This window comes from Pseudomonas syringae CC1557 (assembly GCF_000452705.1).
GTDB classification, from domain to species: domain Bacteria; phylum Pseudomonadota; class Gammaproteobacteria; order Pseudomonadales; family Pseudomonadaceae; genus Aquipseudomonas; species Aquipseudomonas syringae_F.
Genome location: NZ_CP007014.1, coordinates 4,977,118 through 4,999,457, shown reverse-complemented (window position 1 = coordinate 4,999,457; position 22,340 = coordinate 4,977,118). Strand labels below are relative to the sequence as shown.

Genomic DNA, 22,340 nt, shown 5'->3' with positions numbered 1-22,340 from the left:
AGAGCGACATCAGGTGTTTACGGGCGTGAAATAGGGCTCACGCGCAGCAAGTGAATGCGACGGCTGTCAGCGCTCAGTATGCGAAAACGATAGGCACCGATTTCGGTGATTTCGTTACGCTTGGGCAGATGGCCAAAGGCGTTCATGACCAGACCGCCCACCGTATCGAACTCGTCATCCGAAAAGCTGCTGTCGAAGAACTCGTTGAAGTTCTCCACCGGCGTCAGGGCCTTGACCAGGAAGTCGCCGCTGGGAAGCGGTTTGATGAAGCTGTCTTCCTCGACGTCATGCTCGTCTTCGATATCGCCGACGATCTGTTCCAGCACGTCTTCAATGGTCACCAGACCCGCCACGCCGCCGTATTCGTCGATGACGATGGCCATGTGGTTATGATTGGCACGGAATTCACGCAGCAGCACGTTGAGACGCTTGGACTCCGGCACAAACGTGGCCGGGCGCAGCAGCTTCTTGATGTCGTCGCTGTCGCCATCGGCCTTGAGGATCAATGGCAGCAGATCCTTGGCCAGCAGCACACCGAGCACGTCGTCATGGCTCTCGCCGATCACCGGGTAGCGCGAGTGCGCGGCATCGATGACGGCGGGCAGGAATTCGCGGGGTGTCTGGGTGGCCTTGATGCTGATCATCTGCGAACGCGGCACCATAATGTCGCGCACTTGCAGGTCAGCCACCTGAATGGCCCCTTCGACGATGGCCAGCGCTTCGCTGTCCAGCAGTTTGTTCTGGTGGGCTTCGCGCAGCAGCTCTAGCAGCTCCTGGCGGTTTTTCGGCTCATGGACAAAGGCCTGGGTCAGTTTACCCAACCATGACTTTTGCCCGTTGCTCGATCGGTCTTCGCTCATAGCCCTTACTCGTGGTCCTTGCTGGGTGTGTCTGAATGTGGGTGGTCGGCACTTTCGTCGTCGGCGTAAGGGTCGGGGTAACCCAACTCCTCAAGCAACGTTCGTTCCAGTGCTTCCATTTCTTCGGCTTCTTCATCATCGATGTGGTCGAAACCCAGCAGATGAAGGCAGCCATGAATGACCATGTGCGCCCAGTGCGCGTCTACGGATTTGCCCTGTTCAGCGGCTTCGCGGTTGACTACCGGGACGCAGATGACCAGATCGCCCAACAACGGAATGTCCAGCATGTCGTCTGGAACATCCGCCGGGAATGAAAGCACATTTGTGGCGTAATTCTTGTGTCGCCAGGTGTGATTGAGCTCACGGCCTTCGGTTTCGTCAACCAGCCGGATGGTCAGCTCGGAATCGGCACTGCGCTGGCGCAGGCCCATTTCACACCACAGGCGAAATTGGTCTTCACCAGGAGCAGGCGTTTCGCTCGCAACTTGCAGATCCAGCTCAAGCATTGCGATTCTTGTCCCGTGAGTAACCATTGTTGCCCGACGGGCCATCACTGAGCTGGTCATCGAAGCGCTCATAGGCCTCAACGATGCGCTGCACCAGCGGGTGGCGAACCACATCCTTTGGTTTGAAGTGCGTGAAACTGATGCCAGGCACGTCCTTGAGCACATCGATGACATGCGTCAGGCCCGACCGGGTGCCCTTGGGCAGGTCAACCTGGGTGATGTCGCCAGTGATCACGGCGGTGGAGCCAAAGCCAATACGGGTCAGGAACATCTTCATCTGCTCGACGGTGGTGTTCTGACTTTCGTCGAGAATGATGAAGCTGTTATTAAGGGTGCGTCCGCGCATGTAGGCCAGCGGTGCAACTTCAATGACTTGTTTCTCGATCAGCTTGGCGACGTACTCGAAGCCGAGCATCTCATACAGTGCGTCATACAGCGGGCGCAGGTACGGGTCGATCTTCTGCGCCAGGTCACCGGGCAGGAAGCCAAGCTTCTCGCCAGCCTCGACGGCCGGGCGCACCAACAGGATGCGACGTATCTGTTCGCGCTCCAGCGCATCGACCGCGCAGGCCACGGCCAGGTAGGTCTTGCCGGTGCCCGCAGGGCCGATACCGAAGTTGATATCGTTGCTGAGGACTTCCTTGACGTAACGCTGCTGATTCAGGCCGCGCGGGCGAATCATGCCCTTCTTGGTGCGCAGCGAGACGCCCACTTCGGCGGCAGGGTGGTTGTCCAGGCCGTCAACGCCCGATTCCTGAAGGAACAGGTGCACCATGTCCGGCGTCAGCTCGGTACCTTTGGTTTCCCGGTACAGGCGGCGCAGAAGATTTTCGGCGGATTGGGTTTGAGTGGTCGCGCCAATAAGCTCGAATTGATTGCCGCGATTGCGGATCTCGATGTCCAGGCGTTGTTCGATCAGGCGCAAGTGCTCGTCGAGTTGCCCGCACAGATTGGCGAAACGATGGGCCTCGAAAGGTTCGAGGGTGAAACGATGAGGTTCTATGGGTACGTTCAAGGTCTTTTAATGGCCGTCCGGCGGCAATTGAGATGTATTGAAGAATACCTCTAGCGGTGGTTGTGCGAAAGCTTTGCCTTGTTAAAGGCCGCGCTGGAGGTTTCACCGTGCTCAAGGGTAGGGACCGCGCAGAACCGAATTCATTCGGATCTTCGTTTCTGCGCGGGACGCGAGGCCTGCTTTAGCGGCGCTGGATTTACTGTAGCAGCGAGCCTCGCAGCGAGTGTGGCTGCGCGTCATCGATGTGCACGTCGGCAAATTGCCCGATCAGCCTGGGATTGTCACAGCGGAAATTGACAATCCGGTTGTTCTCGGTGCGGCCTTGCAGTTCGCCGGGGTCTTTTTTCGAGTAATCGGTGACCAGAATGCGCTGGATACTGCCGACCATCTGTCGGCTGATCTCGAAACCCTGCTGGTTGAGGCGATGTTGCAGGGCTGCCAGGCGCTCTTTTTTCAAGGCTTCCGGCGTGTCGTCTTTCAGATCGGCGGCCGGTGTGCCGGGGCGCGGGCTGTAGACGAACGAGAACGAGAAATCGAAGCCCACGTCCTCGATCAGCTTCATGGTGTTGTCGAAATCCTTTTCGGTCTCGCCGGGGAAGCCGACGATGAAGTCGGAACTGATGCTGATCCCCGGCACTGCAGCCCGCAGCTTGCGCAGCCTGGACTTGTATTCCAGCGTGGTGTGGTTGCGCTTCATTGCCGCCAGAATGCGGTCCGAGCCCGACTGCACCGGCAAGTGCAGGTGCTTGACCAGTTCCGGCACCTCCGCGTGAGCCTGAATCAGGCTGTCGGAAAATTCGAGCGGGTGCGAGGTGGTGTAACGAATACGGTCGATGCCGTCGATTGCAGCGACGGCCCGGATCAGGTCTGCCAGGTCCGCGAGCCGCCCGTCATGGGTGGTGCCGCGATAACCGTTGACGTTCTGCCCCAGCAGCGTGACTTCGCGCACGCCGTGCTCGGCCAGGTGCATGACTTCGCTCAGTACGTCATCGAACGGGCGGCTGACTTCTTCGCCGCGCGTGTAGGGCACTACGCAGAACGTGCAGTACTTGCTGCAACCTTCCATCACCGACACATAAGCGCTCGGGCCATCGACGCGAGGCTCGGGCAAATGGTCGAATTTTTCGATTTCCGGGAACGAGACGTCGACCTGCGGCAAGCGGGTGGTGCGTGCCGCGTCGATCATTTCCGGCAGGCGGTGCAGGGTTTGCGGGCCGAAGACCACATCCACATAGGGCGCGCGGTCGCGGATGGCCGCGCCTTCCTGGCTGGCCACACAACCGCCGACGGCAATTACCATTTCGGGGTTGGCCAGTTTCAGCTCACGCCAGCGCCCGAGTTGCGAATACACCCGGTCCTGGGCGCGCTCGCGAATCGAACAGGTATTGAGCAGGATCACGTCAGCGTCTTCCGCCCGAGCGGTGACTTCCAGAGCCTGATGTTCGCCCAGCAGATCGACCATGCGCGAGCTGTCGTACTCGTTCATCTGGCAACCGTGGGTTTCAATGTAAAGCTTCTTGGCCATGCGTGATCATCAACCGATTCAGTGAACCGAGCATTATAGGGACGAAGGGCTCGGGTTCCTAGCGTTCGCTGTCCGACGATGCAGATGGACATGCTATAGTCCGCGCCCCTTTTTCATCTCTGATCGTTACCCGCCCGTTATGACCAAACGCGAAGCTCCAATCTACAAGGTGATTTTCCTCAACCAGGGACAGGTGTTCGAAATGTACGCCAAGCAGATCTATCAAAGCGATCTGTGGGGCTTTCTGGAAGTGGAAGAGTTCGTCTTCGGCGAGCGCACGACTGTTGTGGTAGACCCGAGCGAAGAGAAGCTCAAGGCTCAGTTCGAAGGTGTGGTGCGCAGTTTCGTGCCGATGCATTCGATTGTGCGTATCGATGAAGTCGAGCGCATGGGCACGCCGAAGATCAGCGAAGCACGCGGCAACAGCAATGTAATGCCGTTTCCCATGCCGATGCCGGAAAAATAGGTGTTGGGGGAGTGAACAGCGATTGCCCTGAGCGAAACCGCATCAGGGCAATGGAGAGAACGGACTGCGACCTTCGGCCGTTTGCAGTTCAAGCAGGTATTTGCGGAAAATCTGCCCCAGTACCTGAGTGGCAACTTCCAGTTCATCGCGCTTCATCTTCGCCGCGACTTCGTCGGCAGCGTCCAGTGCGTCTTCCGAACCATTGACGGCGGCCATCTTCAGTACGATATACGCCTGAATGTTATTGGCCTGCACGCCCTCGCCACGGCTGAACATCAAGCCCAGTTGATATTGCGCCTGCGCATGACCCTGCAATGAAGCCTGCTCGAAGTAGTTCAGCGCCTGCGGCAGATCGCGAGGTGCATTCTTGCCCTCGTAATAGAACTCACCCAACTCGTATTGCGCCTGCGCATCCCCGCCCTGAGCCGCCTGCTGACACGCGGCGAGCGCAGCGGGCAGGTTCTCTGGCTGAGTATTCAGGGTGCAACGACCCATCGCTGGGACTAGCAACGAGTTGCCGCCGGCAGTCGCCAGCAGGGGATAGACAAGCAACAGGCAGCCCAATACAAGGGTGCGGCCGGTGCGGTTCATGGGAGTCGACTTACCTCTGAAAAGGTGCGGGCATGCCCGACCAGCTAACGTGCTGGCTGCGCATTATGAAATAAGCAGAGCCAACCTTACAAAGTCTTTACGGATTTTCTGCTGCGCGGCCATGAAATAACCTTGTTTACAGGGGTATGACCTGAAACAAGACTTCCAGCGGCCCTGCGTTTGCAGTTATCGCAATGCATTGTAGAAGCAAAATACGGGGTTATCGCGCTGTTTCATGTGCGGACATCACTTGCGCCGGTTCAATGACACCCTGCGCAAGTGAGTCTGACGGGCTTATCTCAGCGCAGCAAAGGCCTTCTCGGCAGCATCCAGCGTGAGTTTCAATTCGGCATCGCCATGGGCAATGGACGTGAAACCGGCTTCGAAAGCGCTCGGCGCCAGGTACACGCCGCCGTCCAGCATCATGTGGAAGAAACGCTTGAAACGCTCTGCATCGCTGGTCATCACGTCTTCGAAGGTGACGATTTCGCGCGCTGCGCTGAAGTACAGGCCGAACATGCCGCCTGCCTGAGTCGTTACGAACGGAATGCCGGCAGCATCGGCACGCTGTTGCAGGCCTTCGAGCAGGCGTCGGGTGTAGTCGCTCAGTTCATCGTGGAAGCCGGGACGGCTGATCAGGCGCAGGGTGGTCAGGCCAGCGGCCATGGCCAGCGGATTGCCGGACAAGGTGCCCGCCTGATAGACCGGGCCGAGCGGGGCGATGTGCGACATGATTTCGCGTTTGCCACCAAAGCAGCCGACCGGCATGCCGCCGCCGATGATCTTGCCGAACGTGCTCAGGTCGGGCTTCACGTCGTAATAAGCCTGCGCGCCGCCAAGAGCTACGCGGAAACCGGTCATCACTTCGTCGAAAATCAGCACCACGCCATGCTCGTCACACAGTGCGCGCAGCCCTTGCAGGTAACCCGGCGCAGGCGGCACGCAGTTCATGTTGCCGGCGACGGGTTCGACGATGATGCAGGCCACTTCCGGGCCCACTTCGGCCAGCAGGTCACGCACGGCGTTCAGGTCGTTGAAGGGCACGGTCAGGGTGTGTTTCGCGAATGCAGCCGGTACGCCAGGCGAGCTTGGCACGCCCAGGGTCAGTGCACCGGAACCTGCCTTGACCAGCAGGCTGTCGGAGTGACCGTGGTAGCAACCTTCGAACTTGATAATGCTGTCGCGGCCGGTGAAGCCTCGGGCCAGACGGATCGCGCTCATGGTCGCTTCGGTGCCCGAGCTGACCATGCGCACCATTTCCATGGACGGCACCAGTTCGCAGACCAGGTCGGCCATCTCGGTTTCCATCGCCGTCGGCGCACCGTATGACAGTCCGTGCTCCAGTTGGCTGCGCACGGCGTCGAGAACGTCCGGATGACTATGGCCGAGGATCATCGGGCCCCAGGAGCCGACGTAGTCGACGTAACGCTTGTCGTCTTCGTCAGTCACGTAAGCGCCGGCAGCATGCTTGAAGAACAGCGGCGTGCCACCCACACTCTTGAAAGCGCGAACCGGCGAATTGACGCCACCGGGGATGTGTTTTTGGGCGTTGGCGAACAGTGTTTCGGAACGGGACATGATCGGGTCTCTGCTTTGAAACGGGGAATTCGTGTCTACGCTGGGGTCAGCCGAGGCGGGCAGCTTCAAGGCAGGCTGCTTTATTGAGTGGCATGAGCCAGAGAAAGCGCAGGAGTGCGCACTATAACAAAAGCTGCGCACACATATGACACTCGCGCCCATAGTCTGAGCGAGCACCTCTCGTACCCATGCTCCGCGTGAGCATGCCGTTCTGGACGCTCTGCGTCCGCCGTTGAGTGCGCGCAGTCTGCGTCGATCGGAGTTGTGGACGAGCTCTACAACAACGCCATGAAGGCTTTCGCCCGACGCGTCACTTCCTGAGGGGTTTCAGCGCCGAACAGTCCGTGTACCACGGCCAGCAGATCGGCGCCGTGCTCGACCAGTTGCGGGGCGTTTTCCAGGGTGATGCCGCCGATCACCGCGATGGGCAGGTGAACCTTGGCGCGTACCTGAGCGATCAGGTCGAGCGGCACGGCCGGTGCGCCGGGTTTGGTCTGTGAATTGAAAAACCTGCCGAACGCCACATACGTCGCGCCATCGGCCCTGGCACGTTCCGCCAGCTCCAGTTTGCCGTGGCAGGTAGCCCCAACTATTGCCTTGTGCCCCAGCAACGCGCGGGCATCCGGCAGCGAACCGTCGGTCTGGCCCAGGTGCACGCCGACGCCCAGCCGCGCTGCCAGTTCGGCATCGTCGTTGATGATCAGGCGGGTCTTGTAGCGTTCGCACAACTTGAGCAGCTCAGTGGCCTCGCGCAGGCGACGGGAGTCATCACCCGTCTTGTCGCGGTATTGCAGCAGGGTGACGCCGCCATCCAGAGCTGCTTCAACGTAGGCAAGAAATTTTCCGCTCAGCAACTGGCTGTCGGTAATGGCATACAGGCCACGTAGTTTCATGAATCGAGCCTCATGGCAGCGTGTTACGAACAAAAGTCCAGTGGCAGGCGACGGGGCACGAATTGCCCTTTGCCCAGCTGTTCGGCATCACGCAATGTCCGCCAGGTGTAATCCAGCGCCGACTTCACTGCGCTGACCAGTGCTTCACCTTGCGCAAGACGCCCGGCCAGGGCGCTGGCGAGTGTGCAGCCGGAGCCGTGGTAGCTGCCCGGCAAACGCTCGCAGACAAAAGTGTGCGTCTGACCGTTGCGCACATACAGGCGATTATGGATCTGCTGTTCGTCGCCATGCCCGCCGGTGATCAGCAGGTGTTCGCAGAAAGGCAGCAGTTTATGTGCGCACTCATCCGCAGTGCCCTCCGGCAGCTCCGCCAGAATGCGTGCTTCAGGAAGGTTGGGCGTGGCGATGATCGACAACGGCAGCAGCCGTTCACGCATGGCGTAACCGACTTCATCCTTGCCCAGCGCTCCGCCACCGCCTGCGCGCAATACCGGATCGCAGACCGCAGGCAAATGCGGATGAGCCAGCAGCAGTTCGACAACTGTATCGACCATCTCCAGCGAGCCGAGCATGCCCAGCTTGACGGCGGCGACACATGAGTCGTTGAGAACGGCGTTGGCCTGAGCCATCACCCATTCGCGATCGAGCACTCGGAAATCACTGACATTCACGGTGTCCTGCACAGTGAGCGCGGTGATCGCCGGAACGGCGTGGCAACCCTGAGCAAGCAGGGCTTCTATATCAGCCTGCAGACCGGCGCCGCCACTTGGGTCGTGGCCGGAAAGGCAGAGGACAACGGGGCGAGAGCTATAGATATTCATGGTGTGCGAGCTTATCACTACCGTTCGCGAGTCGCCTGCCGATCCCCGGTTTTTATTGCGTTGCTCCGCGACCCGATGGCCTCCCCGACACCTCGACGACCGGGAAAAATACTCATGTTTGCCTTGAAATGGCCGATACAGAGCTATTGCTTTGATTTTGAAGGCGATAACGTCTTTACGTTATTAGCGGCTATGCTTCACGTGTGCGGGGAAATGTAGAGGTTTTGTAACTATTCTCTTACTGACGCCGGCCTGTTCACGTAAAAAGGCTTGTATTGAATCATCGGCCTGTTTCAAGGATAGAAATTAGCGGACGTCGTTATCAACGGATGGATTGAAATCGACGACCTACCTTGGGGCTTCAATGCGCTATCTGTGGATCATTCTGGCTCTTTGGCTGCCGTTGCAGGTGCACGCGGTCGAGTTTGATGAAAACACCCGGTTTCTGCCTCTGGGGCGTGCCGTTCAGGTGTTCGAGGACCCGACCGGCGAGGCAACCATCGAGAGCGTCAGCTCTGCGGCGGGAACACGCGCATTTCGCGATCTGAATACGGGCACCTTCAATGCCGGGTATTCGCATTCCGCTTTCTGGCTGAAAGTCGAACTCACCTATCGCCCTGGCAGCACCCGGACGCACAACGACTGGCTGCTGGAACTGGCGTATCCGCCGATGGATCGCATTGATTTTTACGAGCCGGATGCCAGCGGCAGCCTGAAAATGGCCTGGCAGACCGGTGACATGCGGCCGTTTTCCAGCCGTCAGTTCGCCCAGAACAACTACCTGTTTCAACTGGATCTGCCTCCGGGCCAGATGCGCACGTTCTATTTGCGCGTCAGCAGTGAAGGCCCTGTTCAGGCGCCGCTGAACCTCTGGTCCACCCACGCTTATATTGAGGCGCAACCGACCAAGATTTACGTCTTTGGCCTGATGTACGGCGTGCTGCTGGGCATGCTGGTCTACAACCTGTTTATCTATATCAGTGTCCGCGAGCCCGATTACCTTTACTACCTGTTGTATGTCGCCTCGTTCGGGGTGTATCAGATGTCGATCAACGGGGTTGCGATCGAATACCTGTGGCCCGATAGCCCTTGGTGGGCCAATGCGTCAACGCCGTTCCTGATGTCAATGGCCATGCTGTTCGCTTGTCAGTTCACACGCAGCTTTCTGGTGACCGCCCGTTTGAGTTGCTGGCTCGACCGGCTGCTGAAAACCGTTATCGGCGCTGCGGTGTTGGTGATGGGCATGGCTTTGTTTCTGGGCTATGGACCGGCCCTGCGCGGCGCGACGTATCTGATTCTACTGGGGACCCTCTCGATATATCTGGCGGGCCTCGTCGCGGTGGTCAAAGGCGAACGCGTCGGTCGCTACTTTGTGCTCGCCTGGTCGGTGTTCCTGGCCAGTGGCGTGGTGTTCACGCTGATGTTACTCGGCTATCTGCCCAATACTTTTCTGACCATGTACGCCGTTCACATCGGCACCGTGCTGGAAATGGCATTCCTGTCCATGGCGCTGGCAGACCGCATCAACCATGCCCGGCGTCAACAAGCGCAGACGCTGCTGGCGGCCGGTCAGGACCTCGAACGGTTGAACAAGCAACTGGCCACCAGTAACCGGTTGAAAGACGAGTTTCTTGCCACGCTGACTCACGAGCTGCGCACCCCCATGATCGGCGTCATTGGGTCGCTGGAGGTCATGCAGACGCTCGACATGGACGATGAAGTGGAGATGTATCATCAGACTGCGGCCAGTTCGGCGCGCGACATGATGACCATGATCAACGGCATTCTGACCCTGACCGAACTTCAGGCCGGGGTGCTGTCTGCCGAGTGCAACACGTTTGTGCTTGAAGATCTGGTCGACAAGGTGCGTGAGCGTTTCAGCCTTGCCGCGCAATCAAAAGGTCTGATCCTGACGCTGGACCTGAACGATAAACTGCCGCCAAGTGTTCGTGGGGACGTCGGCAAGCTGTACCAGTGCATCGAGTGCCTGGTGGACAACGCGATCAAATTCACTCGCAAAGGCGCGGTGCAGGTGCGATTCAGCGGTCAGCCGCAGGATCTGGAACGCATGCACCTGCGCATCGAGGTGATGGACAGCGGTATTGGTTTCGGGCAACTCGACGAAGCCATTCTCTATCAGCACTTCTTTCAGGTCGACGGCTCCATGACCCGCGAATATGGCGGACTTGGCATTGGTCTGGCGATCTGCCGCAAACTGATCGAATTGCAGGGTGGCGAACTGAGCCATCGCTCGGAGCCTGGCAAAGGCAGCTGCTTTACCCTCAGCCTTCCGGTCATGATGGCGATACCAGGTGCCGTGCGCAGAACACCGGAACTGAAAGCCCAGTGGGGACACTGACCGTCTGAGGTCGATGCAGGTCAATAACGCCGGTGTTTCGGCGGCTACGGCACTGTTGCACTGAGCGCGCGCGTGATTCACTGCCTGACAGGCTGCGATTGCACACAGGCAGGAGCTGATTCATGAACCTGAAACCCTTCGCCGAAACTCACGAAGTGACCAACCAGCCGCCGCCTCTGGACGGCGTAAACCTTTACCGCATCGACGTGCCGCTTCAGGAATGGAGCCAGCGGTTCGGCGCGGGCTGGGCGCAGGCGCGTATCTACGCCTATGGCGCGTTGGCCGGCGGGCCATTGATGGAAGCAGGTTTTCTGGCCAATCAGCACAAGCCGGGCTTCGCCAGCCATGACCGCTATGGCCATCGCATTGATCTGGTCGAATTTCACCCGGCATATCACCAGTTGATGAACACCGCCATCGAACATGGGATTCCGTCCCTGCCGTGGACTGATCCGCAGCCCGGTGCCCATGTCGCGCGCGCCGCCATGAGTTACTTGCACACGCAAGCCGAGCCTGGCACTGGCTGCCCGTTGACCATGACCTTTGCCAGCGTTCCGGCGCTGCGGCTGCAACCCGATCTGGCCGACATCTGGTTGCCCAAGGTGCTCGCTACGCACTACGACCCGCGCAACGTCGGCATCGCGCACAAGGCCGGCGCAACCATCGGCATGGCGATGACCGAAAAGCAGGGTGGCACCGATGTGCGGGCTAACACCACGAGAGCGTTTGCCATTGGCGCGGGCGGCCCCGGCCAGGCTTATGAGCTGGTCGGGCACAAGTGGTTCTGCTCTGCGCCGATGTGCGACGCGTTTCTGACCCTGGCGCAGACGGACAAAGGGCTCAGCTGTTTTCTGCTGCCGCGTCACCGCCCGGACGATACCCGCAACGAGGTGTATATCCAGCGGCTGAAAAACAAGCTGGGTAATTGCTCCAATGCGTCGAGCGAGGTGGAGTTTCGTGGCGCGCTGGCGTGGATGATCGGTGAAGAAGGACGCGGCGTGCCGACCATTATCGAAATGGTTGCCATGACCCGCTTCGATTGCATGATCGGCTCCAGCGCCCTGATGCGTCAGGCGCTGACTCAGGCCACCCATCATTGTGCGCATCGTTCCGTCAGTGGACGATTGCTCGCCGAACAGCCGTTGATGCAGAACGTGCTGGCCGATCTGGCGCTTGAAAGCGAAGCCGCGCTGGCCCTGACCTTGCGCATGGGCCGGGCGCTGGATCATTTGGACAATGATCACGAAAAACGACTCGCCCGTCTGGTCACAGCAGTGGGCAAATACTGGATCTGCAAGCGCGCCCCGGCCATGATCAATGAAGCGGCCGAGTGCCTGGGCGGCGCGGGTTATGTCGAAGACAGCATCCTGCCCCGGCTGTATCGCGAGGCACCGGTGAACTCGATCTGGGAAGGGTCGGGCAATGTGCAGTGCCTCGACGTGCTGCGTACACTCTCCAGGGAACCTGGCGCGCTCGATGCGCTGTTTGACGAATTGGGCGACGGGCATGGCGACCGCCACCTGGGGTTGCATATCCGCACACTCAAGGCTGCGTTTCAGGACACCAGCGACATTCAGTACCGCGCCCGGCAACTGACCGAAGACATCGCCGTCGCCTTGCAGGGCAAACTGCTGCTGGAAGCGGGCAACGCGGCGGTCAGCGACGGCTTCATGGCCGGTCGGATAGCGTCCGGCGGGCGCGTGTATGGCTCCTTGCCCAGAGGCGTCGATGTAGAAACATTGCTGCTCAGGTCTTCGCCACAGGTGGCATGAGCCCCCGAACCCGTTACGATGCACGTCTGCCAGATCAGACAGGACATGAATCGTGACACAAGCCTTTGTTGCCGTAGACACCGCCGAGCAAGCCGTCGAGCGCCTTGCCGAGCTGCATGAGCGCGCCACCAGCGCGTTGAGTCAGGCGCTCAAGCGCTACCTGAAAGACCGCGTCGAGCCTACCGCCGAAGAGCGAGCGCAGTTCAACTACCCGGAACTGCGACTGGTCTACAAATGCCACGGTGAAGTGCCGCTGACCACTCGCGCCTACGCCAAGGTGCAGTTGCCCGGCACTTACAGCGTTACCGTCACGCAACCGAAGGCGTTCAAGAAGTACCTGCTCGAACAACTTGTCCCGCTGATGAGTGATTTCACCGTGACGGTAGAAGTCGGCATGAGCGCGCAGAGCATTCCTTATCCCTATGTGGTCGAGCAGGGCGATGAGCTGGCGGGCACCGGCGTCACAGCTGCGGCGCTGGCACGGGTGTTCCCGAGCACCGACCTTTCGGCCGCGACCGACGGTATTGCCGACGGCCTGTATGACTGGGCCAATGTCGACCCGCTGCCATTGGCGTTGTTCGACGCTGCACGGGTGGATTTCTCGCTGCGCCGTCTGGTGCATTACACCGGCAGTGACTGGCGTCATGTGCAGCCGTGGATCCTGCTGACCAACTATCACCGTTATGTTGACCAGTTCATTCTGCACGGTCTGGAAAAACTCCGCGAAGACCCGCGTTTCGTGCGCATGGTCCTGCCGGGCAATGTGGTAGTCGACAAGAGCATGAGCGTCGACGAGGCCCAGGCGATTGTCGCCAGCGTGGTCTGGCACCGCTACCAGATGCCGGCCTATCACCTGATCGCCGAAGACGGTCATGGCGTGACTCTGGTCAACATCGGCGTCGGCCCGTCCAACGCCAAGAACATCACCGACCACCTGGCCGTGCTGCGCCCGCATTGCTGGCTGATGATCGGTCACTGTGGCGGCCTGCGTCAGTCGCAGACCATTGGCGACTACGTGCTGGCCCACGCCTACATGCGTCGCGACGGGATTCTCGACCGCGTACTGCCGCCGCACATCCCGATTCCGGCCCTTGCCGAGGTGCAACTGGCCTTGCAGGAGTCCGCAGCGCAGATCACCGGCGAACGTGGCGAAGAGCTCAAGAAGCGTCTGCGCACCGGCACCGTGCTGACTTACGACGATCGCAACTGGGAGCTGCGCTGGGCTCAGGAGCGACCGCTGATCAACCTGTCGCGCGCTGTTGCTGTCGATATGGAAAGCGGCACCATCGCCGCTCAGGGTTATCGCCTGCGGGTGCCTTACGGTACGCTGCTCTGCGTTTCCGACAAGCCGTTGCACAGTGAAATCAAGCTGCCGGGTTCGGCCAATGCGTTCTACGAACGTGCGGTCAGCCAGCACTTGAAGATCGGCATCGCCGCGCTGGACCTGATGCGTACCCAGCTGAACTCGTTGCACTCGCGCAAACTGCGCAGCTTCGACGAGCCGCCATTCCGTTAACCGCCGCTCGTTAATAGATTGGTATTTGCAGAAAGGGCCACTAAAGTGGCCCTTTCTGTTTTCCGATTACCGAATTCTCATGTCCCGCATTCAACGCCCCACCTCCCGTCGTCCTGCCCCCGGCCCTGCCAGTGCTGCGCGGCGCGTTGCCAAAGCGCCCCCGGCCGAGCCGAAGCTGATCCTGTTCAACAAGCCGTTCGACGTGCTGACGCAGTTCAGTGACGAGGGCGGGCGGGCCACGCTCAAGGACTTCATCGATATTCCCGGTATCTACCCGGCCGGGCGGCTGGACCGTGACAGCGAAGGCCTGCTGTTGCTGACCAATGATGGACAGTTGCAGGCGCGGATTGCCGACCCGAAGCACAAACTGGCCAAGACCTACTGGGTGCAGGTCGAGGGCGAACCGACTGAAGAGCAGTTGCAGCAGTTGCGCGACGGCGTGCAGCTCAACGATGGCCCAACCTTGCCCGCCGAGGCACGACAGCTGGAAGAGCCGCAACTCTGGCCGCGCAATCCGCCGGTGCGCTTTCGCAAAAGCGTGCCGACCAGTTGGCTGGAGCTGGTCATCAAGGAAGGTCGCAACCGTCAGGTACGGCGCATGACCGCCGCCGTCGGGCTACCGACCTTGCGTCTGGTGCGGGTCAGGATTGGCGACTGGACGCTCGAAGGCCTGGATCAGGGCCAATACCGGGAAGTTGCCGCAAAGCTGTGACGCCAGGGATCTTTCAGCTGCGCAAGTGAGTCAACGGCATTTCGGTGCTGGCCAGCACCTGATTGAGTACAAAACTCGATTTGACGCTGGTCACGCCTTCGATCCGGGTGAGGTGCCCGAGCAGCAGTTTCTGATAGTGATCCATGTCTGGCACCACGACTTTCAGTTGATAGTCCGCGTCCATGCCGGTCACCAGGCTGCATTCCAGCACCTGCGGCAGGTTGCGGATCTGCTGCTCGAAGTTCTCGAAACGCTCCGGCGTGTGCCGGTCCATGCCGATCAACACATAGGCGGTCAGGTTCAGGCCGAGTTTCTTGCGATCCAGCAGCGCGACCTGACGCACGATATAGCCGTCGTCTTCCAGTTGTTTGACCCGGCGCGAGCAGGGCGAAGGTGACAGACCAATGCGTTCGGCCAGTTCCTGATTGGAAATACGGGCGTCGCGTTGCAGTTCCGCCAAAATGCTCAGGTCATATCTGTCGAGCTTGCTCACGATGCATCCCTTAATGAGTTCAATTGCGCTGGATTATTCATCTGAAGTCAAAAATTGCGCAAGTGATGTTTTAATCGGCAATATTAGCAATCTTCCGCTAGAGCCTCAGGCCTATTCTTTTAAACAGAATCACTGCCCGGACACAGCGTCCAGCGCGACCGCCCAATCAGGCCGGTCGCGGCCTCCCACCCAACCGGGTGTGCCAGGCCCCCGGGCTACATACTGTCCAGAAGACGGCATGAGGTGAGCCAACGTCAAAAGCGTTGCGCAGGACGACGAAATATCTCAAGGGGACCATCTGGTCCCCTTTTCTTTGTCTGCTGATAAAGTGCGAGAACGGCGCTACGCTTCAGTAGTCTTAATGACATCAACCCGCGTCCGAGTGAGGAAAGCATGAAATCTGGCATCTGGCAGTTTGCGGGTGTAAGTCTGTTGTGTTTGAGCATCAGTGCTCAGGCATTGGCCGACGAGCGTGATGATTCCCGGCAGAACCAGCCCAATGGCGGTCCCGCTGAAAACGGGCAGCAACGTCAGCAACAACAGCAGCGGCAGCAGGAGCAGAACAACCAGCAGCGCCAGATTCAGCAGCAACAGAATCAACAGCGCCAGGTCGAGCGTCAGCAGCAACAGCAGATCAACCAGCAGCAGAACAATCAACAACGCCAGATTCAGGAACAGCAGAATCAACAGCGTCAGGTTGATCGTCAGCAACAGCAGCAGATCCAGCAGCAACAGTTGCAGCAGCGCAACGTAGAGCGCCAGCAGCAACAGCAGATCGAGCAGCAGCAACGCGACCAGCAGCGCCAGATTCAGCAACAGCAAAACCAGCAGCGTCAGCAATTGAGACAGAATCAGGACAACCTGCCGATTCAGGGTGGCCCGGGAGAAGCCCGGCAAACCCAGCCACCGCGTCAGGGTTACTACCAGGACATCCCGCGTGGCAATAATCGCAACTGGCAGGCCGGTAACGGTCGCCCCAATGATCACTGGGAAGGTCGCCCGGACGGGCACGGCAATGGCTGGGGCCCAGGCCCGCAATACCGACCGGGCTATGCGATAGATCGCGTGCCGGGTGGATACTCGCGTATTCCTTATCGCGGGCAGGACTATTTCTATTCGGAAGGTTACTGGTATCGCCCGCAAGGCCCGCGCTATGTAGTGGTCACGCCACCCTATGGCGTGCGTGTGCGCAGCTTGCCGTCTTATTCACAGGAAGTGTGGATCGGCAGCAGCCTGCTGTTTCTGGCAGCCGGTGCCTATTACGCCTATCAGCCTGACACGCAGGACTACGTGGTGGTCAATCCGCCGCAGAACAACGCCGCTTATCAGGCTGCTCCGCAACAGCAGGACAATGGTTATGACCCGGTTGCCTACCCTGCGAACGGCCAGAGCCCACAGCAGGTCGAGCTGGATCGTTATCAGTGCTACCGCTGGGCAGCAGAACAGAGTGGCTTCGATCCCGCCAACTTTGCGGGCCAGCCGCCGCCCGACATAGTGGACGTGTATCGCCGTTCGATGGGTGCCTGTCTGGCGGGGCGTGGTTACAGCGTCAACTGATGCTGATCAGGCGTCAGCCTGCGTAACGACTTCCTGAGGGTCGGCGTGCACCAGCACTTCGGCCTTCGGGAATTGCGCGTGGATGGCTTCGGCAACCCGGTCGCAGAGGGCGTGGGCCACCGACAGGGTCAATGTTCCCGGCAACTCAAGGTGCAATTGCACGAACCAGTGATTGCCGGAAATCCGCGTGCGCAGGTCATGTGCCCCGAGTACGCCCGGCACACCGCACGCCAGTTCCAGCATACGCGTGCTGACATCGGCAGGCAGCTCTTCATCCATCAGCACTGACACCGTTTCGCGAGCAATCTGCAAAGCGCTCCAGAGGATGTAAAACGCGATGCCCAGACCGAAATAGGCATCCAGCTGTTGCCAGCCGAAATACGCCAGGGTCAGTGCAACCAGAATGCTGGCGTTGAGCAACAAGTCAGAGCGGTAGTGCAACGAGTCGGCACGAATCGCCGCCGAGCCCGTCGCCTTGATCACCCGATATTGCAGGGTAAGCAGCGCCAGCGTCAGTGCGATAGACACCACCATCACGACCATGCCCAGCAGCGGCGCGCCCAATGGCTCGGGATTCTGGATGCGCTCGACTGCCTGAACGGCGATCAACACGCCGCTGACGGTGATAAACAGCGCCTGCGCCATGCCCGACAAGGCTTCCGCCTTGCCGTGACCATAACGATGATCGTCATCCGCCGGCCGCAGTGCGTAATGCACCGCCAGCAGATTGAGAAACGAGGCCGCGCCATCGAGCAGAGAGTCGGTCAGCCCGGCCAGCAGGCTCACCGAACCGCTCAGCCACCAGGCAACGCCCTTGGCCAGGATCAGCGTCACGGCAACCGCCAGCGAGGCCCGCGTCGCCAGACGCAGCAGTCGGGAATGTTCGGCAGTGGTGCTCATGACGCTTCCTTGAATCGTGTTGTTATCAGGCCGCCGGGACCAGCCCCAGCGCAGCCAGTTGCTCGACGCTGCCTTTGTGCTGGATCAGGCGTGGGTCATTCAACGGCAGGGAACGGCCCAGCTCGGTTTCAATGATGGCTTGCAGCTTGGTGTTGTCGACGCTGCCATCCGCCTTGATTGCCGGTTGCAGCTTCTGTGGATCAATCTGCGCGTGCTCGCCCGGTCCGTAATAAATCGCGCCAGTGGCAAAGTCCACCGCGAAGGCAATTACCCCAGGCACGATATAGAACAGCAACGCAAAAGCATCCAGCGCCGCAATGGCCGGATCAACCTTGCCATCAATCTGACCACGACGGTCCGGATAGAAAATACTGCCGCAGGCCGAAATCTGAGTCAGCAACGTGGCGACCAGAACGCCACCGATCAAGCGAGAAGGAATGCGCATGGAAAGCTCCTGAGATGAAGAGGGCAACTATACAAGGCAATGACTGCAAGGCTAAGACTATTGAGCGATGGCGTGGTTCTGCGTGAATTGATCACCGTGCCGGTTGTACATAAAGCCAACGAACTATCTTGCCGATGCCAGAACTGCATTCTCACGCCGGAGCGAGCGGAACGATAACCTCAACGATCGTGCGGCGCTCCGCGTCGCCGATCGGCAGCTTGGCAATCTGTGCATAGCCACCTGTAGCACGAGTTTCCCCGGCTATCGCGCTTTAAACCCTGTTCAGGCACATCGCGGGTACTGCCTCCACCCGCCATACCCCCTTACCGACCATGATTAACATCTGGTTTACTGTGCCCCAAGACAATTACAAAAACTCAGGGAGTCATGTATGCAACCGATTCGTCTCGGGCTGGTGGGTTACGGCAAGATTGCTCAGGATCAGCACGTCCCTGCTATCCGCGCCAACCCCGCGTTTCAGTTGGTGGCCGTTGCCACCCAAGGGCAGCCGTGTGCAGGGGTTGAGAATTTCAAGTCTTTGGGCGAGCTGCTTGAAAGCGGGCTTCATGTCGATGCGATTGCGTTCTGCACACCGCCACAAGGCCGCTTCGCTTTGGTGCAGCAGGCGCTGGCTGCTGGCAAGCATGTGCTGGTGGAAAAGCCGCCATGCGCCACGTTGGGTGAAGCGATGATGCTGGTCGACCAAGTGAAGCAGCAGGGCGTCAGCGGTTTTTTTGCCTGGCATTCGCGTTATGCGCCCGGCATCGAAGCTGCCCGCGACTGGCTCGCCACCCGCACTCTGCAAAGCGTACAGATCGACTGGAAGGAAGACGTGCGCAAGTGGCACCCAGGTCAGGCGTGGATCTGGCAGCCCGGCGGCCTGGGCGTGTTTGATCCGGGCATCAATGCCTTGTCGATTGCGACCCATCTGCTCCCACTGCCAATGCTCGTGGAATCTGCCGAGCTGCGTGTACCGGGCAACTGCCAGTCGCCTATTGCCGCGTCGATCAAAATGTCTGACGCACGCCACCTCGACATCCGCGCAGAGTTCGATTTCGATCACGGTCATGACGAACTCTGGAGCATCGAAATTCGTTGCACCGAAGGCACCTTGCGTCTGGATAACGGCGGCGCGCTGCTGAGTATCGATGGTGTGCGCCAGACCGTTTCGGAAGAGGGTGAGTACGCGGCGGTGTATCGACACTTTCAACAGTTGATCGCCACTAAAACCAGCGATCTGGATCTACAGCCGTTACGACTGGTCGCGGACAGTTTTTTTGTCGGCAGCCGTGCGTCGGTTGAACCGTTCTACGATTAGTGGCCTCTCAGGTATAGGCGGGAGCAGACTGCGTAATCGCGCCCGCACATCAACGCCGGACAAGAGAGCAGACAGTGGACACTAAAAAGCTTTGGCCTTCCAGTGAGCAGGAATTGGCGGAAGTGCGCCGGTTCAACAAGACTCTTGCGCGCCTGCCACGTTTTCGTATCCGCAATCGCGTCGCACCGCTGGTGATTCAAGCGCTGTTGCGTGTCGGTCAGGTGGGTGGCGCCTTCAAGCTGGGCAAGCAAGGGCTTCGGGCTGAAAAGAGAATTATCAGCGTAAACGGAGTGCCGGTGCCGGTACGCATCATCAAACCCAAGGGCAAGCCCAAAGGCGTGGTGTTTGATATCCACGGTGGCGGCTGGGTGATCGGCAACGCGCAGATGAATGACGACCTCAACATCGGCATGCTCAACGCCTGCGACGTAGCGATCGTGTCTGTTGATTATCGGCTGGCCGTGTCGACACCCGTTGAAGGCCTGATGGACGACTGTTTCTCTGCGGCCTGCTGGTTGCTGGAGGACTGCGAAGAGTTTGCCGGTCTGCCGGTTATTGTCGTGGGTGAATCGGCGGGCGGGCATCTCGCCGCAGCGACTCTGCTGAAATTGAAGGCCAGGCCCGAACTGCTTGAGCGTGTGGTCGGCACGGTCCTGTATTACGGCGTTTACGACCTGACCGGCACGCCAAGCGTTCGTACGGCAGGCCCCGACACACTCGTGCTGGATGGCCCCGGTATGGTCAGTGCAATGCGCTTGTTGACGCCCGATATCAGTGATGAGAAGCGCCGAGAGGCGCCTCTTTCACCTCTTTATGGCGACTTGACCGACCTGCCACCCGCACTGATGTTTGTCGGGGAGATTGATCCTCTGCTGGACGACACCCTGCAGATGGCCGAGCGCTGGGCGAACTCGGCAGACGTGGAAATGCACCTTCTGCCGGAGTCTCCGCACGGATTCATTCACTTCCCGACGGCGTTGGCGCGCAAGGCCCTGGCCCGCAGTCATGAGTGGATCAATGAGCGGCTTGCGGCGAGGGCTTGACCTGCGCTTCAGCTGATTTCAGACACCCACTTCGAGACGGGATCGCCGCTGCTCAAACCGGGCTGCACGAGGCCGTCGACCATGAAGGTCGGCGAAACGTGAATACCGTTTTGCCGCGCATATTTGGTGTGCCATTTCACCGCGTGTTCAAGGTCGGGATTGGCAAATGCTTCAGCCAGCGCCAAGCCGCTGTAGCGTTCGATGCGTGCAATGATGTCGTTGGGCGTGGCATCGAGATTCGGCCCGCCCGCGTGGTGTTCAAACTCGAACTCTTCGCGGTGCGACGCAACCGCCGTCATGACCGCCTTGGCGCTTTCCTTGCCGCCTTCCAGCGTTGCAGCGGCCAGAATGCAGCGCACGATGACGCCCGAAAACATATGCCAGGGCTGAGACTGCAAACGGATTTTGACCGTGACCTTGTCTTCCCCGGCCTGAGCCAGCAGGTCATCCAGCTTGAAGAACGCCTTCACTGAAAAGGGGCAGGTGGGCTCAAGGAATACTTCAAACAAGTGAGGGCCGTGACCCCATGAAAGAGTGTCTGAATGCATGGTCATGTTTCTCCCGTCGGTTGATCATGGGTTTTTGAGAGCGGGCCAGGGCCTGAGTTCGATTGGAGTGCTCAAGCCAGCAAATCGGTAATCCATTGCACCTGCTGCGTGACGCGCTGCATTTTCTCTTCCAGTACGGTTTTCTGCGCTCGGTTGAAGTTATTCAGGGTCTTCTGCTTCTTGCCCAGCAGGCGCTGCCACTTGAGCAGAAACGCCGGGCTGCGCGTCTGTAGTTGTAGCGGACCGAAGTACAACTCTTCTGCGGTGTAAATAACAGGCCCGGTGCGTTCCGCAACAACGATTTCGTAGTCGAAACGGTTTTCCCGCAGCACCTCCTCGTAAACGATGCGGTAGCCATTTTCCATCAGCCAGACGCGCAATGGCTGCTCGCCGCCGTTGGGTTGCAGGATCAGCCGTTCCTGACCGCTCAGCCGCGCCTTGCCGCTTTCCAGAATGTCGCGAATCGTTTCGCCACCCATGCCGCAGAGGCTCACCGCCGTGATGCCATCGCTCGCTTCAATCGCCGCCAGCCCATCAGCCAGGCGCACGGTGATCTGCTGTTCCAGATCGTTTTCCCGCACGGTGCGCTCGGCTGCATAGAACGGCGTCAACGCCACCTCGCCAGCCACTGCCGCCGAAATCACCCCACGGTTCAACAACGCCACCGGCAGATAGCCGTGGTCCGAGCCGATATCGGCCAGTCGCGCACCCGCTGGCACCTGCGAGGCGACGCGCTCAAGGCGCATGGACAACGTCTGCTCGTTCAACCGTCGCACCTTTTCATCTGAGACATCTACCACCGTTGGCTGGATCGGGTCGCGATTCTGTCGGGCAACGCCGTGCATTTCAACTTTCCGCGAAAAAGCCCACGGCTCGACCCATACCTGCCGCTCGCGTAGGCTTACCGTTTTCCGTCTTTTGCAAAGCAGAGATCCCATGGCAAACGCAGACATCACCTTCACCCCCGATCCTGATGCGGACTCCATCTCCTCCGACGTCGCCGACTTCAACGGCCTGCTGGTCAGCACTCAGATCCCGACCCGCCCCGACGGCAGCCTGGAACTGGGTGATATCACCGCACAAAGCGAATGCACCTTGCGGGCTTTGAAAGATGCGCTGGAGCGAGCAGGCAGCTCGATGGACCGCGTCCTGCACCTGACCATCTACCTGACCGACATGGCAGACCGCGCTGCATTCAACGATGTGTATAAGCGCTTCTTCAAAAAGCCGTGGCCGGTTCGTGCGGCAGTGGGTGTCGCTGCGCTGGCGGTTGAAGGGATGCGCGTTGAGGTGACGGCGATGGCGGTGAAGGCGGGTTGATTTTCAGGCGCTGATCGTTCAATACGCTCTGGGCTCAGCGTATACACAAGTCTTGGAGAGCCCGGAATAGGTGCCTTTCAGGCTTCTGCCCGCAGGGCGTAG

Annotated in this window: 23 protein-coding genes; 9 read left to right on the top strand and 14 right to left on the bottom strand. The window is 59.6% G+C overall.

Going from position 1 to position 22,340, the window contains the following annotated elements:
* Nucleotides 1–17: 17 nt before the first annotated feature.
* From N018_RS22065 to miaB, 4 genes are all read right to left on the bottom strand, one after another.
* On the bottom strand, nucleotides 18–860 hold the full coding sequence (locus tag N018_RS22065; protein WP_024647655.1) for an HlyC/CorC family transporter: 843 nt from the start codon (nucleotides 858–860) through the stop codon (nucleotides 18–20).
* Nucleotides 861–865: 5 nt separating this feature from the next.
* On the bottom strand, nucleotides 866–1,366 hold the full coding sequence (gene ybeY / locus N018_RS22060; protein WP_024647654.1) for an rRNA maturation RNase YbeY: 501 nt from the start codon (nucleotides 1,364–1,366) through the stop codon (nucleotides 866–868).
* Nucleotides 1,359–2,381: a PhoH family protein gene (locus N018_RS22055; RefSeq protein WP_024647653.1), complete on the bottom strand. Its 1,023-nt coding sequence runs from the start codon at nucleotides 2,379–2,381 to the stop codon at nucleotides 1,359–1,361. Before N018_RS22055 ends, ybeY begins: the two co-directional genes overlap by 8 nt.
* Nucleotides 2,382–2,577: 196 nt before the next feature.
* The gene (miaB, locus tag N018_RS22050; RefSeq protein ID WP_024647652.1) at nucleotides 2,578–3,906 is read right to left on the bottom strand and encodes a tRNA (N6-isopentenyl adenosine(37)-C2)-methylthiotransferase MiaB; all 1,329 of its coding nucleotides are present in this window, start codon (nucleotides 3,904–3,906) and stop codon (nucleotides 2,578–2,580) included.
* Between the two features lie 139 nt (nucleotides 3,907–4,045).
* Here miaB and N018_RS22045 point away from each other — a divergent pair, with 139 nt between their 5' ends.
* Nucleotides 4,046–4,372, top strand: a complete 327-nt coding sequence (locus N018_RS22045; protein ID WP_024647651.1) for a DUF1820 family protein — start codon at nucleotides 4,046–4,048, stop codon at nucleotides 4,370–4,372.
* 42 nt (nucleotides 4,373–4,414) lie between these two features.
* Here the strand turns inward: N018_RS22045 and N018_RS22040 are convergent, their stop codons facing one another.
* The 4 genes from N018_RS22040 to N018_RS22025 all read right to left on the bottom strand — a co-directional run bounded on the left by N018_RS22040 (nucleotide 4,415) and on the right by N018_RS22025 (nucleotide 8,255).
* Entirely contained in the window at nucleotides 4,415–4,963 is a 549-nt protein-coding gene (locus N018_RS22040; RefSeq protein ID WP_024647650.1) for a tetratricopeptide repeat protein, read from the bottom strand.
* A gap of 294 nt (nucleotides 4,964–5,257) precedes the next feature.
* On the bottom strand, nucleotides 5,258–6,541 hold the full coding sequence (gene hemL / locus N018_RS22035) for a glutamate-1-semialdehyde 2,1-aminomutase (protein ID WP_024647649.1): 1,284 nt from the start codon (nucleotides 6,539–6,541) through the stop codon (nucleotides 5,258–5,260).
* A 275-nt stretch (nucleotides 6,542–6,816) separates the two neighbouring features.
* Nucleotides 6,817–7,434, bottom strand: coding sequence for a thiamine phosphate synthase (gene thiE / locus N018_RS22030; RefSeq protein ID WP_024647202.1), 618 nt, complete (start codon nucleotides 7,432–7,434; stop codon nucleotides 6,817–6,819).
* Between the two features lie 23 nt (nucleotides 7,435–7,457).
* Nucleotides 7,458–8,255, bottom strand: coding sequence for a hydroxymethylpyrimidine/phosphomethylpyrimidine kinase (locus tag N018_RS22025; protein ID WP_025390749.1), 798 nt, complete (start codon nucleotides 8,253–8,255; stop codon nucleotides 7,458–7,460).
* 364 nt (nucleotides 8,256–8,619) lie between these two features.
* Here N018_RS22025 and N018_RS22020 point away from each other — a divergent pair, with 364 nt between their 5' ends.
* The 4 genes from N018_RS22020 to N018_RS22005 all read left to right on the top strand — a co-directional run bounded on the left by N018_RS22020 (nucleotide 8,620) and on the right by N018_RS22005 (nucleotide 14,614).
* Complete coding sequence (locus N018_RS22020) at nucleotides 8,620–10,614, top strand: sensor histidine kinase (protein ID WP_024647200.1); 1,995 nt, start codon at nucleotides 8,620–8,622, stop codon at nucleotides 10,612–10,614.
* 122 nt (nucleotides 10,615–10,736) lie between these two features.
* Nucleotides 10,737–12,386: an acyl-CoA dehydrogenase family protein gene (locus N018_RS22015; RefSeq protein ID WP_025390748.1), complete on the top strand. Its 1,650-nt coding sequence runs from the start codon at nucleotides 10,737–10,739 to the stop codon at nucleotides 12,384–12,386.
* Between the two features lie 52 nt (nucleotides 12,387–12,438).
* A complete protein-coding gene (gene amn, locus N018_RS22010; protein ID WP_025390747.1) occupies nucleotides 12,439–13,902 on the top strand; it encodes an AMP nucleosidase in 1,464 nt (487 codons plus the stop codon).
* A gap of 79 nt (nucleotides 13,903–13,981) precedes the next feature.
* Entirely contained in the window at nucleotides 13,982–14,614 is a 633-nt protein-coding gene (locus tag N018_RS22005) for a pseudouridine synthase (protein WP_025390746.1), read from the top strand.
* A gap of 13 nt (nucleotides 14,615–14,627) precedes the next feature.
* Here the strand turns inward: N018_RS22005 and N018_RS22000 are convergent, their stop codons facing one another.
* Together N018_RS22000 and N018_RS28435 are read right to left on the bottom strand one after the other, a co-directional pair.
* Nucleotides 14,628–15,107 (bottom strand): Lrp/AsnC family transcriptional regulator, encoded by a 480-nt coding sequence (locus N018_RS22000; RefSeq protein ID WP_024647196.1) that lies wholly within the window; start codon nucleotides 15,105–15,107, stop codon nucleotides 14,628–14,630.
* 342 nt (nucleotides 15,108–15,449) lie between these two features.
* The gene (locus tag N018_RS28435; protein WP_032633040.1) at nucleotides 15,450–16,004 is read right to left on the bottom strand and encodes a hypothetical protein; all 555 of its coding nucleotides are present in this window, start codon (nucleotides 16,002–16,004) and stop codon (nucleotides 15,450–15,452) included.
* A gap of 168 nt (nucleotides 16,005–16,172) precedes the next feature.
* On the opposite strand from N018_RS28435, the gene N018_RS28430 reads away from it, so the two are divergent.
* On the top strand, nucleotides 16,173–16,664 hold the full coding sequence (locus N018_RS28430; protein WP_324294027.1) for a DUF6515 family protein: 492 nt from the start codon (nucleotides 16,173–16,175) through the stop codon (nucleotides 16,662–16,664).
* 6 nt (nucleotides 16,665–16,670) lie between these two features.
* Here the strand turns inward: N018_RS28430 and N018_RS21985 are convergent, their stop codons facing one another.
* Complete coding sequence (locus N018_RS21985; protein WP_025390745.1) at nucleotides 16,671–17,564, bottom strand: cation diffusion facilitator family transporter; 894 nt, start codon at nucleotides 17,562–17,564, stop codon at nucleotides 16,671–16,673.
* Between the two features lie 25 nt (nucleotides 17,565–17,589).
* On the bottom strand, nucleotides 17,590–18,009 hold the full coding sequence (locus tag N018_RS21980; protein ID WP_024647193.1) for a polyribonucleotide nucleotidyltransferase: 420 nt from the start codon (nucleotides 18,007–18,009) through the stop codon (nucleotides 17,590–17,592).
* A 391-nt stretch (nucleotides 18,010–18,400) separates the two neighbouring features.
* Between N018_RS21980 and N018_RS21975 the strand changes: the two genes are divergently transcribed.
* Entirely contained in the window at nucleotides 18,401–19,327 is a 927-nt protein-coding gene (locus tag N018_RS21975) for a Gfo/Idh/MocA family protein (RefSeq protein WP_025390744.1), read from the top strand.
* Nucleotides 19,328–19,401: 74 nt separating this feature from the next.
* On the top strand, nucleotides 19,402–20,370 hold the full coding sequence (locus N018_RS21970; protein ID WP_025390743.1) for an alpha/beta hydrolase: 969 nt from the start codon (nucleotides 19,402–19,404) through the stop codon (nucleotides 20,368–20,370).
* Between the two features lie 8 nt (nucleotides 20,371–20,378).
* Here N018_RS21970 and N018_RS21965 read toward each other — a convergent pair whose 3' ends face one another.
* Together N018_RS21965 and N018_RS21960 are read right to left on the bottom strand one after the other, a co-directional pair.
* Nucleotides 20,379–20,918 (bottom strand): DsbA family protein, encoded by a 540-nt coding sequence (locus N018_RS21965; RefSeq protein ID WP_025390742.1) that lies wholly within the window; start codon nucleotides 20,916–20,918, stop codon nucleotides 20,379–20,381.
* A gap of 71 nt (nucleotides 20,919–20,989) precedes the next feature.
* The gene (locus N018_RS21960) at nucleotides 20,990–21,685 is read right to left on the bottom strand and encodes a tRNA (adenine(22)-N(1))-methyltransferase (protein WP_025390741.1); all 696 of its coding nucleotides are present in this window, start codon (nucleotides 21,683–21,685) and stop codon (nucleotides 20,990–20,992) included.
* A gap of 169 nt (nucleotides 21,686–21,854) precedes the next feature.
* Between N018_RS21960 and N018_RS21955 the strand changes: the two genes are divergently transcribed.
* A complete protein-coding gene (locus N018_RS21955) occupies nucleotides 21,855–22,238 on the top strand; it encodes a RidA family protein (protein ID WP_025390740.1) in 384 nt (127 codons plus the stop codon).
* The last annotated feature ends 102 nt before the right edge of the window (nucleotides 22,239–22,340 follow it).

Bases quoted from the DNA above. Each gene is read 5' to 3' on its own strand.
- N018_RS22015 (WP_025390748.1), top strand. From the start codon at position 10,737: ATGAACCTGAAACCCTTCGCCGAAACTCACGAAGTGACCAACCAGCCG.
- N018_RS21965 (WP_025390742.1), bottom strand. From the start codon at position 20,918: ATGCATTCAGACACTCTTTCATGGGGTCACGGCCCTCACTTGTTTGAA.
- N018_RS21975 (WP_025390744.1), top strand. From the start codon at position 18,401: ATGCAACCGATTCGTCTCGGGCTGGTGGGTTACGGCAAGATTGCTCAG.
- N018_RS22045 (WP_024647651.1), top strand. From the start codon at position 4,046: ATGACCAAACGCGAAGCTCCAATCTACAAGGTGATTTTCCTCAACCAG.
- N018_RS21985 (WP_025390745.1), bottom strand. From the start codon at position 17,564: ATGAGCACCACTGCCGAACATTCCCGACTGCTGCGTCTGGCGACGCGG.
- N018_RS22005 (WP_025390746.1), top strand. From the start codon at position 13,982: ATGTCCCGCATTCAACGCCCCACCTCCCGTCGTCCTGCCCCCGGCCCT.
- hemL (WP_024647649.1), bottom strand. From the start codon at position 6,541: ATGTCCCGTTCCGAAACACTGTTCGCCAACGCCCAAAAACACATCCCC.
- N018_RS21955 (WP_025390740.1), top strand. From the start codon at position 21,855: ATGGCAAACGCAGACATCACCTTCACCCCCGATCCTGATGCGGACTCC.
- N018_RS22065 (WP_024647655.1), bottom strand. From the start codon at position 860: ATGAGCGAAGACCGATCGAGCAACGGGCAAAAGTCATGGTTGGGTAAA.
- N018_RS22040 (WP_024647650.1), bottom strand. From the start codon at position 4,963: ATGAACCGCACCGGCCGCACCCTTGTATTGGGCTGCCTGTTGCTTGTC.
- miaB (WP_024647652.1), bottom strand. From the start codon at position 3,906: ATGGCCAAGAAGCTTTACATTGAAACCCACGGTTGCCAGATGAACGAG.
- N018_RS22025 (WP_025390749.1), bottom strand. From the start codon at position 8,255: ATGAATATCTATAGCTCTCGCCCCGTTGTCCTCTGCCTTTCCGGCCAC.
- ybeY (WP_024647654.1), bottom strand. From the start codon at position 1,366: ATGCTTGAGCTGGATCTGCAAGTTGCGAGCGAAACGCCTGCTCCTGGT.
- N018_RS22020 (WP_024647200.1), top strand. From the start codon at position 8,620: ATGCGCTATCTGTGGATCATTCTGGCTCTTTGGCTGCCGTTGCAGGTG.
- thiE (WP_024647202.1), bottom strand. From the start codon at position 7,434: ATGAAACTACGTGGCCTGTATGCCATTACCGACAGCCAGTTGCTGAGC.
- N018_RS21980 (WP_024647193.1), bottom strand. From the start codon at position 18,009: ATGCGCATTCCTTCTCGCTTGATCGGTGGCGTTCTGGTCGCCACGTTG.